Raw genomic sequence first — 13,768 nt, 5'->3', positions numbered from 1 at the left:
CTAGCCGGATGCCGCCGCCCGCAACCTTTCGACGTCGAGCACGACGATTCGTTGTCGCCCGGTACGGAGGACTTCCTGTTCCCGTAGCTGTCGCAGGGCGATGGCGACGGCATCACGGGTGGCGCCGATCCCCGTCGCCAGGTCTTGCTGGGACAGCGTCCACTCGATGACCCAGCCCTCATCGGTCTTCTCGCCGACCTCGGTCGCGAGCTCCAGCAGCCACCGGGCGAGCCTGCTTTTGACGCTCAGCGGCGCGTGCATCAGCCGTTCCTCGGACTGTCTCATCCGGCGCACCACGTCTCGATACATCTGTGGCCAGAGCCTGTGCTCGTCGACGAAGGCGACGAAGTCGTCCGCTCCGATGTCCAGTGCGTCGACCTCGGCGATGGTGGTGACTGTGGCCAAGCGGGGGTCGCCGGTGAGCGCGCCTTCGTCGCCCAGCACCTCGTCGGCGCCGCGGATGGCGAGGATGGCCTCTTTGCCGTTGACGTTGTGCCTGGTGACCTTGACGTTGCCGGTCCGGATCACCAGGACACTGCGGGACGGCTCGCCTTCCCGGAAGATCCTTTCCCCGGCCTGGAAGTGCACCGGCGCTCCGAGTGCGTCCAACGCCACGCGCTGGTCCGCCGTCAGCATCTCGGCGATGTCGCGGGTTATGTTCTTTGTCATAGAGTCGAGTGTAAATTTACACAGAGCTGTATGACAAGTTCCACACAGCGCGATCCAATGATCGTTAGTTTCCGTTGGGGCGCAACGGATTGTGCACGGCCGACTAGGCCGCCGGGATGAAGCTTGAGATGCATGCCCGGTGACTGGGTCGGGTGACGTTGACGGCATCCTTCGGCGTGTCGCTGGACGACGCGCCGCGCTGTGGCCAGTAGTTTCAGCTATGCGTAGTCATGCTTATCCGAAGCGTGATCGGTATCGCTGATCAGGGACATCCCCTAACGGGTGATTACGGGGTGTGCCCGACTGCACCGATCAGCGTTGCACCCGTAGAGTGATGATGCATCAGTCCCGTGTTCGGGTGGTCCCGGCCGGGGCTGGAGGGGTGCGAAACGGACGGAGAACTGGGCCGGTGAACGTCAAGAAGATACTGCTGCTGGCAGTGGTCGCCCTGCTGGTGTTTTACCTGATCACGCAACCGACACAGTCGGCGAACGCGGTGCAGACGGTGCTCGGTTGGCTCCGCGACGGCGCGGAGGCGATCATCACGTTCATCAGGGGTGTTTTCGCTTAATGACGCTGCGTCACAGTTAGCGCCGAAGAGCGGATCCATATTGGACCGTCTGGGTGGAAGTTGGGGAAAAAGTCCAGGTGGCGAGATTGATGATGAGTCAGCTCTGGATTCTTGGGCCCGTTCCACCCTACGGTCTTCCGCAACGAGTGATCATCGCCCCCACAGGAGGCACGCATGGTCGACGACCACGGGGTCGACGCTTTGGTTCGGCAGTGGACGGCTGAGCGTTCGCAAGACGCGGAAGCGGAGGAGATCAATCGGATTGCCTCGACGTGGCTCGCCGAGGGACCGGTAACCGTTTCCCAACCGGGGATCCCTGGTCAGCGTTCCAAGGGTGGAGCGAAGTCATGGGTGGCCGTGCAGTCGGCCGACCCGCGCTACATCGAGGCGATGAGCAAGCGCCTGCCCGGTGTGCCGCAGGACCTGATCGCCTCGGCGGCGGGCTACTGGCAGATGGTCGGCGGACTGGCCGAGGCCGAGCAGTGGTGGGACGCCGGCATCAGCCCGCTTGACCAGCGTGCGCTGGACTATCGTGCGGCCGGCCTGGTGCCGTCCGACCTGAGCCGTCGGCTGGGACCGCTGACGGTGCTCGAGCACCTGCGCCGCGGCAGCGCGGCTGCCTGGTGTGTCGCGCGGCTGCAGCGGCAGCAGCGCAATGGTGTCGCCTGATCGGGGACGTAACGAGGCTCGGCCCGCGTCGTTGACAACCCGTGGTGGTTGATCGTCGTCGCGGGCTGCTCGTAAGGCTTGCCCTGGTCACGCTGGCTGTCGTGCTCGCGGGCGGTGGCGTATGGCTGTTGACGGCCACGTCGGCGCCGCAAGCCGGACCAGTCACCACCGAGATCCCGGCGCTGCAGGTACAGCCGGCGCCGGTGCAACCCGGCGCGGTCGCGCCGCAACCGGTGGCGGAGACCATCCCGCAGGCCACAGCGGGCGTCGATCCCCTGATCGCATGGGCGAACCAAGTGTCGGCCGCGACCGGCATCCCAGCCCGAGCGCTCAGGTCGTACGGCAACGCCGAGCTCGTACTGCGATCCACAACCCCAGCCTGTCGGCTCTCATGGGCAACGCTCGCCGGCATCGGCCGTATCGAGTCCAACCACGGCCAGTTCGCCGGTGCGCAGCTAGGCGCCGACGGCAGGCCAAGCAAGCCGATCATCGGCGTCCCACTCGACGGTTCGGTTGGCGTGCAACACATCTCAGACACTGACGGCGGCCGCTACGACGGCGACGCAACGCTGGACCGAGCAGTCGGCCCGATGCAGTTCATCCCGTCAACGTGGGCCAAGTGGGCCTCCGACGGCAACGGCGACGGCCGCGGCGACCCGCAACAGATCGACGACGCAGCGCTGGCCGCGGCACGGTACCTCTGCGTGGGCGGCCGAGACATGGGTTCCCCATCCGGTTGGTGGGCCGGGGTGCTCAGCTACAACAACTCTGTTCCGTATGGTCAGAAGGTTTTCGGACTCGCCGACAGTTATGCGAAACAGAGTCAGAGCCGTAGTCGCTGACAGCACCGGCATTCGGTGTGACTTTGTCCCCTATACCGGTCAATGCGTGCAGGCAGCGGCCTGACGGATTGTCAGCCCTGCTGAGGGTCCTTGAGCAGCTCGAACCGGGATCGACCGCGATGGCGGACGTCCGGCGGATCATCACAGACATGATCTTGTTCGACACCATCTCACCCGAAGATCGCAGACAACTGTTTTCACTGCTCAGTGGCGTGGTTATCCCCGACATCGGCGATTTGTACCGGTTCGTGGCGGGTGAGGCGGCGGTTGATCTGCCCGAGCAGACGACCTATCAGGAGATGTTCCGGGCGTTGGAGACACTCAACGCCAACGTGAACGGCGTTCCCAAACCGATCGTGTTCGTCGCTGCAATTGCTTCAGGCGTGCGCGTACTTCGGTCCCGAACCTATCCCGCAGAGTTTCTTCACCGGGCATTCCGATACTCCGGTGCCGGAGGAACTCGCGGCGGCGATGACCGATCCGGCCACCCTGGAGCAGATCGTCAACCAGATCAACCGATACGGCCTGGCCAAAGTGGACGAGCGGGACGGCAGCCTGCAACTGCACCGGCTTGTTCAGGATGTCATCAAGAAACAGTTGTCCCCCGAGGAAAAACTCGACGACGCTGACGAAGGCATAAATGCCATGGAGCAGGCCTGTCAGGGGGCGCGGATCGGGGCGCCATGGGGCGTACCCACAATGTTCAGCGCCTTCGTGACGCAGTGTGACGAGCTCGAGCAGGGCGTTGAGTTTGGAGTGCTGGAGTTCGTGGATCAGCACGTCGGCCAGTGCGGCCGCGGAGTTCTTCGAGCTGAGTGCGATCGCACCGAAGGCGGCACTCGATGACGATCCCGCGAAACCCTGGTTGCCGCGGACGGGGACGAATGTCCGCAAGCCGGCGGACAGCTCCTCAGCGTAACCGCGGTGTCGCTGTGTGAGCATGTCCCATGCGCTGTCGAACAACTCCTGCCAACGAGTCCATTCGGCCTCGGTCAACAGATCGGGCTCGCGCGGATCGGCGAATTCGCGGTACGGATTGTTGTCGTCGATCTCCACTAGCAGATCGACGCCATGAACCGTGGCGTGGTGATATCGCGTGGGAGAAAATCCCGGGCTGGCTGGCCGTGCTGTAACCGAAACTGATCGGTGCGGCGTCCTCGCCGATGTGCAGAGTTGTCGAGCCGGCGGAGTTGCGCAGTTCGACAAAGCACATCTTGGATTCGGTGGGGATCCGTACGTGACCGACGGTCGGCAACGAAACGACCCCGCGGATCGCCGGCACTGCCAAGGTGCACGGATGTCCGGCCCGGATTGCGGCGGCTGCGGCGAGGCATCGCAGGTAGTGCAGTTCGCCGAGGTCAAGGTGACCGAGCAGCGCACGCAGGGCCCTGACCAGCCATACCCCCGTCGACGGGTGCATCAGGATGCTCTCGACGACTTCTGGGGCGTGCTTTTCCAGCCCTTCGACGATGGTCCAGGCCTGTTCCAATTCAGCGAGAAAATCGGAAACACCGGGATGGCCCGGCGCCGTCATAGTGACGGCGAGCCACATGGCGCGTCGCTGGCTGTAAACGCTGGCCTGCAGTTCGTTCATCGAATGCGGCGTGATAGCGCCCGAGCAGAATTCGGCAAGGAAAGCGGGGGACAGCTGATGGGTGACCGCGTTGCCGGGCATTCGCCTAGCCTTTCACTACAGAACCCAGCAGGTGACGCGTTACTGGTTCTGAACCTGAATCATGGTGGCGTCCGGGCCACCGGCATACGACAGCGCCCATTCCTGGGCGGCTTCGACAGTTGCCTGCGGCCGGCCTGAGCGCAGTTCGCTCAGCGGGATCGAGGTCAGGTCGACCATGTTGGTCCGGACCTCAGTTGCCGGGCTGCCCGCCACGTCAACCTGCCTTTACTGACGTTGTGCTGCGACACAATCTACACGGGTGTCTGGGTGTCCTATGCGGACTCTTGCGTTGTAGAACTGCTTTGGTCTGTGTGGACTGCGAGATCGTGCCAGTACCTTGGTGTCGGCAATCACTCAGGGTGGAGATGCTAGCGTCGAGACGTGCGCAATGACCGGATTTTTGTGCGCAGGCTGGCGATCGTCGTGGTCTGCGTGGTCAGTCTGGCCGGTGCGTGCCTGTTGGCGTGGTGGCAGTGGAACCGGTACGAGTCGGCCAGCGGGTCGTGGCAAAACCTTGGCTACGTTCTGCAATGGCCCTTGTTCGGGCTGTTCCCGGCGTTCATGGTGTGGCGGATTCGGCGGCTGCGGCAGCGGGAGGATCAGGAGCGGGCCGGGGCGGGACCCGCCGAGCCTCCCACCACGCTGCCCAAGCCGAGGCCGCCGCAGGTGACTGACCCCGAGCCGGAGCCGGACGACGAGCTGGCCGCGTACAACAAATACCTGGCCGAGTTGAACGCGAAGGAACACCCATGACCGCCCCTGAACCACCCGTCGCCACCAACGAGGAGAGCCCGGCCCGGGACGCCGCCGCCCCCGGTCTGAAGGGTGCGTTGGCCCGCTACCGGGTGCTCGCCTACGTCGTCGGCGTCGGCCTGCTCGCCCTGGTCGGCGCGATGATCATGAACTACGGGTTCGACCAGCCGCAGTACAGCCGGATCGTCGGGCCGGTGCACGGCTTCCTGTACGTGATCTACCTGGTCTTGACGGTCGACCTCGGCCTCAAGGCCCGCTGGCCGATCGTCAAGACCGGGCTGATCCTGCTCGCCGGGATGATCCCGTTCGTGTCGTTCGTCGCCGAGCGCCGCGTCACCAGGGAGCTCAGCGAAGGCTGATCGGCGGAACCGTCGAGCCTTCCAGCGTGCGTGCGTCGATGGTCTTCGGGGTGTACTTCGACGAAGCCAGCCTGGAGACCATCGTCGAGACCGGGACTTCCGCCGACGTGCCGAAGAAGAACGCCCACTCGTGCTCGTCCGAGCCGAAGTACACCGGTGCGGGGAAGACCTCCTCGAACCGGCGCCAGCACTTCACCAGCGTCGCGTTGCGCCACAGCGTCGGGCAGCCGCCCTGGTAGGCGACCACGCCGCCGGGCGTGAGCAGGCGCTTGCACATCTGGAGGAACTCGGCGCCGTACAGCCTGTTCTGCTGGGCGTCGTGGTCGTCCTGTTCGTCGGGCAGGTCTACGACGACGATGTCGTACTTCTCCGAAGAAGTACGGATGTACTCGAACCCATCGGCGTACATGACCCGGATCGGGCCGTCGCCCTTCTCGGCGGCGGCAAGCTCGGAGAGCGTGTAGCCGTACGGCAGGTGCTCAGCGCACAGCTTGACGGCCTCGGTGTCGATGTCGACATGGTCGACCACCGTGGCGCCCGCTTCGACGGCCATCTGGCTCGCGACGCCTTCGCTCGATCCCACGATGAGCACGCGGTCGACCTGCGCGGCGAGCAGGAACGCGGGCACCATCAGCGCCTCGTGGTAGACGAGCTGGCTGAAGTCCGTGCTCTGCCGTTCGTTGTCGCAGAACAACGAAACGCCCTGCGCGGTCCTGCCGATCACCAGGTGCTGAAACTCCGTCTTGGTGTCGACGATCACCTCGTCGACCTGCCACACACGGGTCAGCCCGGCACCGACCGGCTCCTCGATCCTCACCGGTTCTCCTGTCCTCTGTGGACGACACTGATCCTGGACACGCCCGGGTCGAGCATGTCTCGCAACAGGTTCACCGCCAGCTCAGGGTCGGCGACCCGGCCGCAGGTGAACACGTCGATGAACACCGCACCACGTTCCGGGTACGAGTGGATGGACGCGTGCGACTCCGACAGCAGCGCTAGCACGGTCACACCCTGCGGCTCGAACTGCTTGAACGACATGTCGCACACGGTCGCGCCCGCCTTGTCCAGCGCGCGTTCCAGGCTTTCGCAGAGGAACTGGGCGTCGTCGAGCAGTTCGGCCGAGACACCCTCGAACTCCGCGAGCACGTGCCGCCCGGCGAACTCCCCGACCTCCGACGCATCGTCCATGGCGGCGGAAAGCGGTGCACCGCCGACGAAGTACGTCCGCAGCGGCGGGAACCCGTTGAAAGCCACCGAAGAGTAGCTCTGCGTGTAGGCGCCAGTGCTCATGATGTCGACGTAGTCACCGGCGCGCAGCGACAGGGGCAGCTCGTACGGAGTCCGTTGGTAGAGCACGTCATCGCCGTCGCACGATGGTCCGGCGATGATGACCGGACCGGTCGGCTCGTGGTCCTGCGCGGTCTGCAGACGGTACGCGATCGCCTCGTTCTCGGTCTCGGCCATTCCGCCATAACGCCCGATGTCGAGGTACACCCAGCGCTTCTGGTCCATGTCGGACTTGCGTGACACCAGCACGACCTCGCTGCGGATCATCCCGGCCTCGGCGACGAGCACCCGGCCCGGCTCGATGGCGAGCTCCACGGGGTGGTCGAAATACGTGGCGATCGCCGCGCGGATCGTGTCGGCGTAGTCGGCCAGCGGCGGCGGGTCGATCAGGTACCGGCCAGGGAAGCCGCCGCCGATGTTCAAGCCTCGCAGCGTGATTCCCTGTGCGGCGACGGTACGCGTGACGCGGCCGGCCGCGGCGATCCACGGCTCCCACGCCGACGGATCCATGTGCTGCGAGCCGACGTGGAACGCCACGCCTTCGGGGTCAAGCCCCAGTGCGGCAGCCCTGACGAGCAAGCGCGCGGCCATGTCGGGTGCGCATCCGAACTTGTGACCGAAGGGCGTCTGGGAGCCCCTGCTGTCCACGAGAATCCGGCACCAGACGCTTACACCCGGTGCGAACGTCGCGATCGTCTCCAGGTCGGCTTCGCTGTCGAAGGTGAACCGGCGCACGCCGACCCGGTGGGCGTACGCGATGTCCCGGGCTTTCTTGATCGGGTTGCCGTACGAGATCAGCTCCGGCCGCGCACCCTGGGCGAGGCACAGCTCGATCTCCTCGCGGCCGGCCACGTCGAAGCCGCAGCCCGCGGCCGCCAGCAGCCTGATGATCTCGGGTGCCGGGTTCGCCTTGACGGCGTAGTACATCCTCGCTTCCGGGAGTGCTTCCCGCAGCCTGGTATGGCTTTCCCGCACCGTGTCGAGGTCGATCACGAGACACGGGGTTGGTGGCCTGCGGTCGTCCAGGAACGCTCTGATGCGCTCCGGCGCCTGCGGGAGGGCGTCGATCACAGCCGGGAAGCATAAGTCCAGCCCTGCCCCGCGACGAAATCCACTTATGCGATCGAGACGGTGTGCCTGATCACTCGAGCACGCAACCCGCCTTTCGGCCTGATCGGCACGCCCTTGGTCGGCACGGCCGAACCAGCCTCGAGCTGCAGATCCACCCGGGCCAACAGTCTGGTCAGCAGCACCGTGAGTTCGCTGACGGCCAGCGTCGAGCCGACACACCGGTGCGGTCCGCCGCCGAAGGGCAGGAACTCGTGCGGCCCAGGTTTGCGGTACGCGGCATGCGCCGGATCCCAACGCTCCGGCATGAACCGCTCCGGTTCCGGCCAGATCTCTGCCAGCCGATGGGTGACGTATGGGCTGTAGAACACCTGTCGCCCGGCGCGGATCCGCTTACCCGCGTAGGTGAAGTCCTCGGTCGGGACCCGGACGCTGATCGCCGTCGGCGGCCGCAGGCGCAGCGTTTCCTGTACGACACCGTGCACTCGGACCAGCCGGTGCAGGTCCTCGCCGCTGGGCGGGCGCTCGCCGAGCACCCGCGCGACCTCCTCGCGGGCAAGTTCCCATTCGCCCGCATTGTCCATTAACGAGTGAACGATCCACGTCATCGCACTGCTGACGGCCGAAAACCCAGCCGCGATCAACCCGACGGCCTGGTCGCGGATCTCGATGTCGGACAGCACCGCGCCGTCCTCGTCGCGCGCGTTCGTCATCTTGGCCAGCACCCCGCTGTCGGACGAACCGGCGCGTACCCGGGCGATCTCGGCCATGATCTGCTGATCGATGGCCTGTTTGCCGACCAGCGCACGGCGAAACCTGCGCGTCCGCAACGTCCGGTGTGCGTTGACGAGCAAGGGCTGCTCCTCGACCAGGCCGATCACCGCCGCGAGTTGGTCGCCGAACTGATCGGCCCGCTCGCCGATGCGGTCACCGAACAGCGAGCGCACGCTCATCCGGCGCAGCACCCGTCGGAACTCCTGATCGAGGTCGACCCGTTGCCCGTCCTGCCAGCTGTCGATCAACGCGTCCGCGTCCTCGGCCAAAGCCGCGAGGTATCCGTTGACGTGCCGATGGTGGAACGCGGGCTGAACGAGGCCGCGCCGGCGTTTGTGCTCGGCGCCGTCACTGACGATCATGGACGTCTCGCCGACAGCGGGTTTGAGGAAGGAGAACGCCTTGCTCCAGCTGAACAGCTGGGGGTTGGCGAACACGAACTTGTTCGCGTCCGGTCCGAGCAAGTAGGTGTACGGCCCGATGGCGAAGACCGGTCCGTAGTGCCGGTAATTGGCGAGCATGCCGTCGAACCCGTGGCGAAGGAACCTGGACGCCGCTGCCAGCTGATTCACCATATGTTGATATTATTCGCGGACGCCCGCAGTGGCTCGCCCTTTGGGGAAGTTCCCAGGCCGCGGAGGTGTACTTGCCCCCGGGGCACCGCAACCGGACGGGTGCGTCGGGCACACCATCCACATCGGACTCCTGACCTGAACCGGCCGGCTGGGTACGACCGTCATGACTCGAGCAGGTAAATCGGGCAACCACAAGGTCAACGGGTGTCCATCGAGGGGGATGCCGGGATAACATCCCGCGACCATGACCGTGCCACGCCGGATCTGTGCCGGATACAGCCTGGGATCGCTGGTCACCGGCTCGTTCTCGACGGTGCCTGGCCTGTTGCTGCTGCCCTACCTCACCGACTCGCTCGCCGTGCCCGCCGCCGCGGCCGGGCTGATCGTGCTGCTGCCCAAAGCCTGGGACGTGCTCTTCAACCCTGTCGCCGGGCGGATCAGTGGGCGATGCTGCCGGACGTGATCACCGCCGAGGAGAAGCGGACCGGAGTGCGCCGGGCGGGCCTGTTCTCCGGTGTGTGGACAGCGGGGGAGACGCTGGGCTTCGCCCTTGGCCCAGGCGTTTACGGCCTGATTCTGGCGATCGGCGGGTACGTGTCGAGCACCGGCGCGTCAGTGGTCCAGCCGCAGAGCGCGGTCACGGCCGCGTTGATCGGGTTCACGGTCGTGCCGGTTGTCCTTGTGCTGGCGGCGTTGCCGTTGTTGACGAAGAAGCTGGAGGTGCGTGCGTGATACCCGCCGAGCAGGTGCTGGCCGAGCTACGGGAGATGCGTGCCGACGACCTGCCGACGCACGGCGGCCGCACGATGGCCTACGTCTATGACAGCGGTTTGGCGCGCATCGACGAACTCGGCGCCGCCGCCCATGCGCTGGCATCGTCGGCGAACGGACTGGATCCCACTGCTTTCCCGAGCCTGCTGCGGATGGAGAACGAGGTCGTCGGGACTGCGGCGAAGCTGCTGAACGGCGGCGCCGGGCAGATCACCTCGGGTGGTACCGAGTCGTGCATGCTGGCCGTTCTGGCCGCGCGAAAAGCCAGGCCGGACGTCGATCGTCCGTCCATTGTGTTCCCGGTGACCGCACATGCCGCGTTCCACAAAGCCGCGTACTACTTCGGCATCAGGCCGGTGGCGGTCCCGGTCGGTGAGGATTTCACCGCCGATCCCGAGGCCATCCGAGCCGCGATCGACGACACGACGGTGCTCGTGGTCGCCAGCGCGCCTTCGTACGCGCACGGTGTGATCGACCCGATCGCCGACATTGCCCTGGCAGCGGCGGAAAGAGGCGTTCGCTGCCACGTCGACGCCTGTATCGGCGGCTGGGTTCTGCCGTATTTCGCCAGGCTCGGCGTTGACGTGCCGCTGTTCGACTTCCGGGTCCCTGGTGTCACGAGCATCTCGGTCGACCTGCACAAGTACGCCTACTGTCCTAAAGGGACCTCTGTACTGCTGCACAGGGATGCCGAACTCAGGCGGTCCCAGTACTTCGCCAGCGCCGCATGGCCTGGCTACACGATGCTCAACTCCACCATGCAGTCCACTCGCTCGGGCGGGCCGGTCGCGGCGGCGTGGGCCGTGGTCCGGCACGTCGGCGACGACGGATACCTGGAACTGGCCTCGAAAACCTTGACGGCCGTGCAGCGTCTCAGGCAAGGCATCACGCAAGCCGGACTGACCGTGCTTGGCGATCCGGTGTCCACATTGCTGGCGGTGACCACGCCGGAGGTGGACTTGTTCTCGCTGGCAGACCGGATGCGTGACCGAGGCTGGTACGTCCAGCCGCAGTTCGCGTTCCAGAACTCACCGGCGAACCTGCACCTCACGGTCACCGCGGCGAACCACGGCAACGAGGACGAATTCCTCCGCGACCTGACCGCGGCGATCGCCGAAGCAAAGCCGATCGTCGTCGACACCGGACTCGTCGACGGCCTCGACGCGTCCACTTTGACTGCTGACCAGTTCGACAACCTGCTGGCATCGGTGGACATGAGCGCGGGGATGGCCGCGGTCAACACCTTGCTGGCAGCCGCTCCCGCCCAGCTGCGGGAGCGGCTGCTGACCGAGTTCCTTGGCCGTCTTTACACGTCAGGGGTTGATGCCGGTCAGTGACCGGACTTCCATCTCGGCTTGCTTGCGTGCGTCGCCCTTGTCACGGCTGAGGACTGTGCCGAGGAAGCCGAGGATGAACGAGACCGGGATGGACACGATTCCCGGGTTGCTCAACGGGAAGAACACGAAGTCCACGCGCGGGAAGATGGACGTCGGGCTGCCCGAGACGACCGGCGAGATCGCGACAAGGGCGAGACACGACACCAAACCGCCGTACATACCCCACAGCGTTCCGCTGGTGTTGAACCGCTTCCAGAACAACGAGTAGAGCAATGTGGACAGATTGGCCGACGCGGCGAACGCGAACGCGAGGCCGACGAGGAACGCCACGTTCTGCCCGTTGGCAAGGATCCCGCCGACGATCGCCAGCCCACCGACCACGACCGCGGTCAGCCTGGCCACGCGGACCTCGGTGCCAGGCTTGGCCCGGCCGCGCTTGAAGATGTTGGCGTAAACGTCATGGGCGAACGAAGCCGACGCGGTCAACGTCAACCCTGCCACCACAGCGAGGATCGTGGCGAACGCGACCGCGGCGACGATGCCAAGCAGTAGCGTGCCACCGATCTCGTACGCCAACAGTGGCGCCGCGGAGTTCTCACGGCCGGTGGCAGCGAGAATCCGTTCCGAGCCGACCAACGCCGACGCGCCGTACCCGATGATCAACGTCGCCAGGTAGAACACCGTCATCGTGCCGACCGCCCAGATCACCGATCGGCGTGCCTGCACGGCGTTGGGCACGGTGTAGAAGCGCATCAGCACGTGCGGCAGGCCGGCGGCGCCGAGCACCAGCGCGAGCGCGAGCGAGATGAAGTCGAGTTTGCTGGTGCTGTTCTCGCCGAACATCCCGCCCGGGTTGAGAATCCGGTCGCCCTTGACGTTGTTGGCCGCGGCCTGCTGCAACAGCGCGGAGATGTTGAAGCCGAACTTGCCGAGCAGGAACACGGTCATCAACGCGACGCACAGCACCAGGATCGCGGCCTTGATGATCTGCACCCACGTGGTCCCGCGCATGCCGCCGATCAGCACGTACAGCATCATCACGACGCCGACGACAGTGATCACGATCGCTTGGCCCTTGCCGTCGTGCACACCGAGCAGCAACGCCACGACGCCACCGGCACCGGCCATTTGCGCGAGCATGTAGAAGAAGGAGATCACGAGGGTCGACGTGGCCGCGGCGGCGCGGACCGGGCGGGCCCGCATCCGGTACGAGAGCACGTCGCCCATGGTGAACCGGCCGGTGTTGCGGACCAGTTCGGCGATCAACAGCAGGTTCACCAGCCACGCCACCAGGAATCCGATGGAGTAGAGGAACCCGTCGTAGCCGTGGATCGCGATCGCTCCGGCGATGCCGAGGAACGACGCGGCCGACAGGAAGTCGCCGGACAGGGCGAGGCCGTTCTTGCCGCCGCCGAACGCGCCGCCCGCGGTGAAGTAGTCGTTCGCAGTCGCGTGCCTGCGGTTGACGTTGGCCACGATCACCAGCGTCACGAGGACGAACAAGGCGAACACGGCCATGTTCAGCGCCGGACTGCCTGCATCGGTGGTCATGAATGAGCCTCTCGCAACGCCGCGACCTTGGGATCGATCCGGCGCTTGGCGAAGCGCCGGTACCACAGGGTGATCAGCAGCGTGCTGACGAACTGCAGCACACCGAGCACGAGCCCGACGTTGATGAAGCCGACCAGCCGGTGGGACATGAACTCGCCGAAGTACGCGGCGAGCACGACGAATCCGAGGTACCACCCGAAGAACAGCAGGGTCACCGGGAACACGAACCGGCGCACTCCGGATCGCAGTTCAGTGAATTCCTTGCTCCGTTGAATACGGACGAAGTCGAGCCCTTCTGGTGCTTCTTTTTCTGTTGAAGAGTTGATTCTGCCAAAGCTGACCGAAGCGGTTCGGCCGGACCAGTGCGTCATATGTACCTTCCCGGTACGCCTATCAGGCGCGGGCCATACTAACCACGAGTTTCGGGTTGTCCAATAGGTCACCGGGCGGTCCGATCACTACATCGGCCGCGCCGGGGCGGTACCTGAGGGGCGACGCTCACACTTCCGGGTGAATCTTACGGTTTCGTAGCGTGTTCGTGCCCTGAACAGGCCCGATGTCCCTCACAGGAGTGCCGTTCGGACTGCTGTCGGTGGTCCTCGGACCGCGCAAGCGTCCATCCAGGACGGTTGCCCTAGGCGAAATTTCCCCCGATCGGGGCATAAAGTCGCTATTAACACGTGCTCGGTGTAGCGAATTGCGGAGCCGCCCCGATTGGGCCATTGATTGATCATTCTTCTCATGTAGCATCTGGGTTCCGGCACTTCCTGATGGGGGTGCCGACACCCTGCGAAACCGTACGGTGCGAGTAATTGATCCCCGTCTTTGATGAGGCAATGCAGTAAGCGACTGCGCGCATTGGGAGTG

The 13,768-nt window shown here is 65.3% G+C and carries 14 protein-coding genes and 5 pseudogenes; 11 read left to right on the top strand and 8 right to left on the bottom strand.

The annotated features are described in order from the left end of the window. On the bottom strand, window positions 1-669 hold the full coding sequence (locus tag B9C43_RS22215; protein ID WP_160096636.1) for a Crp/Fnr family transcriptional regulator: 669 nt from the start codon (window positions 667-669) through the stop codon (window positions 1-3). 409 nt (window positions 670-1,078) lie between these two features. Here B9C43_RS22215 and B9C43_RS57590 point away from each other — a divergent pair, with 409 nt between their 5' ends. The 5 genes and pseudogenes from B9C43_RS57590 to B9C43_RS60450 all read left to right on the top strand — a co-directional run. Next, window positions 1,079-1,240, top strand: a complete 162-nt coding sequence (locus B9C43_RS57590; RefSeq protein ID WP_200825636.1) for a TcpD family membrane protein — start codon at window positions 1,079-1,081, stop codon at window positions 1,238-1,240. Between the two features lie 174 nt (window positions 1,241-1,414). Beyond that, window positions 1,415-1,909, top strand: a complete 495-nt coding sequence (locus B9C43_RS22210) for a hypothetical protein (RefSeq protein ID WP_033381498.1) — start codon at window positions 1,415-1,417, stop codon at window positions 1,907-1,909. Between the two features lie 41 nt (window positions 1,910-1,950). Continuing rightward, entirely contained in the window at window positions 1,951-2,751 is an 801-nt protein-coding gene (locus B9C43_RS22205; protein WP_084428762.1) for a lytic transglycosylase domain-containing protein, read from the top strand. Window positions 2,752-2,768: 17 nt separating this feature from the next. Next, window positions 2,769-3,077 (top strand): annotated as a pseudogene (locus B9C43_RS60130) (effector-associated domain 2-containing protein); the annotation flags it as partial. Window positions 3,078-3,123: 46 nt separating this feature from the next. After that, window positions 3,124-3,303, top strand: a pseudogene (locus B9C43_RS60450) (hypothetical protein); the annotation flags it as partial. A 72-nt stretch (window positions 3,304-3,375) separates the two neighbouring features. Here B9C43_RS60450 and B9C43_RS60445 read toward each other — a convergent pair. Beyond that, a pseudogene (locus B9C43_RS60445) lies at window positions 3,376-3,807 on the bottom strand (aKG-HExxH-type peptide beta-hydroxylase); the annotation flags it as partial. Between the two features lie 241 nt (window positions 3,808-4,048). Here B9C43_RS60445 and B9C43_RS57585 point away from each other — a divergent pair. The 3 genes from B9C43_RS57585 (at window position 4,049) to B9C43_RS22185 (ending at window position 5,538) form a co-directional block, all read left to right on the top strand. Continuing rightward, window positions 4,049-4,564 carry a hypothetical protein gene (locus B9C43_RS57585; protein WP_200825673.1) on the top strand — a complete coding sequence of 172 codons (516 nt, stop codon included), beginning with the start codon at window positions 4,049-4,051 and terminating at the stop codon, window positions 4,562-4,564. A 243-nt stretch (window positions 4,565-4,807) separates the two neighbouring features. Continuing rightward, the gene (locus B9C43_RS22190; RefSeq protein ID WP_084428760.1) at window positions 4,808-5,179 is read left to right on the top strand and encodes a hypothetical protein; all 372 of its coding nucleotides are present in this window, start codon (window positions 4,808-4,810) and stop codon (window positions 5,177-5,179) included. Then, window positions 5,176-5,538, top strand: coding sequence for a DUF3817 domain-containing protein (locus B9C43_RS22185; RefSeq protein WP_033381497.1), 363 nt, complete (start codon window positions 5,176-5,178; stop codon window positions 5,536-5,538). Before B9C43_RS22190 ends, B9C43_RS22185 begins: the two co-directional genes overlap by 4 nt. On the opposite strand, the gene B9C43_RS22180 is transcribed toward B9C43_RS22185, so the two are convergent. The 4 genes and pseudogenes from B9C43_RS22180 to B9C43_RS22170 all read right to left on the bottom strand — a co-directional run bounded on the left by B9C43_RS22180 (window position 5,525) and on the right by B9C43_RS22170 (window position 9,242). Beyond that, on the bottom strand, window positions 5,525-6,355 hold the full coding sequence (locus B9C43_RS22180) for a spermidine synthase (RefSeq protein ID WP_084428759.1): 831 nt from the start codon (window positions 6,353-6,355) through the stop codon (window positions 5,525-5,527). The two genes, B9C43_RS22185 and B9C43_RS22180, sit on opposite strands and share 14 nt — an antisense overlap. Further along, window positions 6,352-6,726, bottom strand: a complete 375-nt coding sequence (gene speD, locus B9C43_RS58560) for an adenosylmethionine decarboxylase (protein ID WP_033381514.1) — start codon at window positions 6,724-6,726, stop codon at window positions 6,352-6,354. Before speD ends, B9C43_RS22180 begins: the two co-directional genes overlap by 4 nt. A 102-nt stretch (window positions 6,727-6,828) precedes the next feature. Further along, window positions 6,829-7,800 (bottom strand): annotated as a pseudogene (locus B9C43_RS58555) (type III PLP-dependent enzyme); the annotation flags it as partial. A 140-nt stretch (window positions 7,801-7,940) separates the two neighbouring features. After that, window positions 7,941-9,242, bottom strand: coding sequence for a cytochrome P450 (locus B9C43_RS22170; RefSeq protein ID WP_084428758.1), 1,302 nt, complete (start codon window positions 9,240-9,242; stop codon window positions 7,941-7,943). 244 nt (window positions 9,243-9,486) lie between these two features. Between B9C43_RS22170 and B9C43_RS22165 the strand changes: the two are divergent. The 3 genes and pseudogenes from B9C43_RS22165 to B9C43_RS22155 form a co-directional block, all read left to right on the top strand. Further along, window positions 9,487-9,684: pseudogene (locus B9C43_RS22165) on the top strand (MFS transporter); the annotation flags it as partial. Window positions 9,685-9,701: 17 nt separating this feature from the next. Further along, window positions 9,702-9,974: an MFS transporter gene (locus B9C43_RS22160; RefSeq protein ID WP_327222819.1), complete on the top strand. Its 273-nt coding sequence runs from the start codon at window positions 9,702-9,704 to the stop codon at window positions 9,972-9,974. Next, a complete protein-coding gene (locus tag B9C43_RS22155) occupies window positions 9,974-11,350 on the top strand; it encodes a pyridoxal phosphate-dependent decarboxylase family protein (RefSeq protein WP_084429156.1) in 1,377 nt (458 codons plus the stop codon). The genes B9C43_RS22160 and B9C43_RS22155 overlap by 1 nt, the downstream gene beginning before the upstream one ends. Here B9C43_RS22155 and B9C43_RS22150 read toward each other — a convergent pair. Then, window positions 11,327-12,901, bottom strand: coding sequence for a solute symporter family protein (locus tag B9C43_RS22150; RefSeq protein ID WP_084428755.1), 1,575 nt, complete (start codon window positions 12,899-12,901; stop codon window positions 11,327-11,329). The genes B9C43_RS22155 and B9C43_RS22150 overlap by 24 nt on opposite strands. Then, entirely contained in the window at window positions 12,898-13,272 is a 375-nt protein-coding gene (locus tag B9C43_RS59625; RefSeq protein WP_033381494.1) for a DUF485 domain-containing protein, read from the bottom strand. The genes B9C43_RS22150 and B9C43_RS59625 overlap by 4 nt, the downstream gene beginning before the upstream one ends. Window positions 13,273-13,768: the final 496 nt, after the last annotated feature.

The organism is Kibdelosporangium aridum, assembly GCF_900176515.1.
In the GTDB taxonomy this organism is placed as follows: domain Bacteria; phylum Actinomycetota; class Actinomycetes; order Mycobacteriales; family Pseudonocardiaceae; genus Kibdelosporangium; species Kibdelosporangium aridum.
Note: the sequence above shows the minus strand (reverse complement) of the source record. Positions and strands in the feature narration are given on the sequence as shown.

Bases quoted from the DNA above. Each gene is read 5' to 3' on its own strand.
- B9C43_RS22215 (WP_160096636.1), bottom strand. From the start codon at position 669: ATGACAAAGAACATAACCCGCGACATCGCCGAGATGCTGACGGCGGAC.
- B9C43_RS22210 (WP_033381498.1), top strand. From the start codon at position 1,415: ATGGTCGACGACCACGGGGTCGACGCTTTGGTTCGGCAGTGGACGGCT.
- B9C43_RS57585 (WP_200825673.1), top strand. From the start codon at position 4,049: ATGTCCGGCCCGGATTGCGGCGGCTGCGGCGAGGCATCGCAGGTAGTG.
- B9C43_RS22185 (WP_033381497.1), top strand. From the start codon at position 5,176: ATGACCGCCCCTGAACCACCCGTCGCCACCAACGAGGAGAGCCCGGCC.
- speD (WP_033381514.1), bottom strand. From the start codon at position 6,726: ATGGACGATGCGTCGGAGGTCGGGGAGTTCGCCGGGCGGCACGTGCTC.
- B9C43_RS22170 (WP_084428758.1), bottom strand. From the start codon at position 9,242: ATGGTGAATCAGCTGGCAGCGGCGTCCAGGTTCCTTCGCCACGGGTTC.
- B9C43_RS22150 (WP_084428755.1), bottom strand. From the start codon at position 12,901: ATGACCACCGATGCAGGCAGTCCGGCGCTGAACATGGCCGTGTTCGCC.
- B9C43_RS59625 (WP_033381494.1), bottom strand. From the start codon at position 13,272: ATGACGCACTGGTCCGGCCGAACCGCTTCGGTCAGCTTTGGCAGAATC.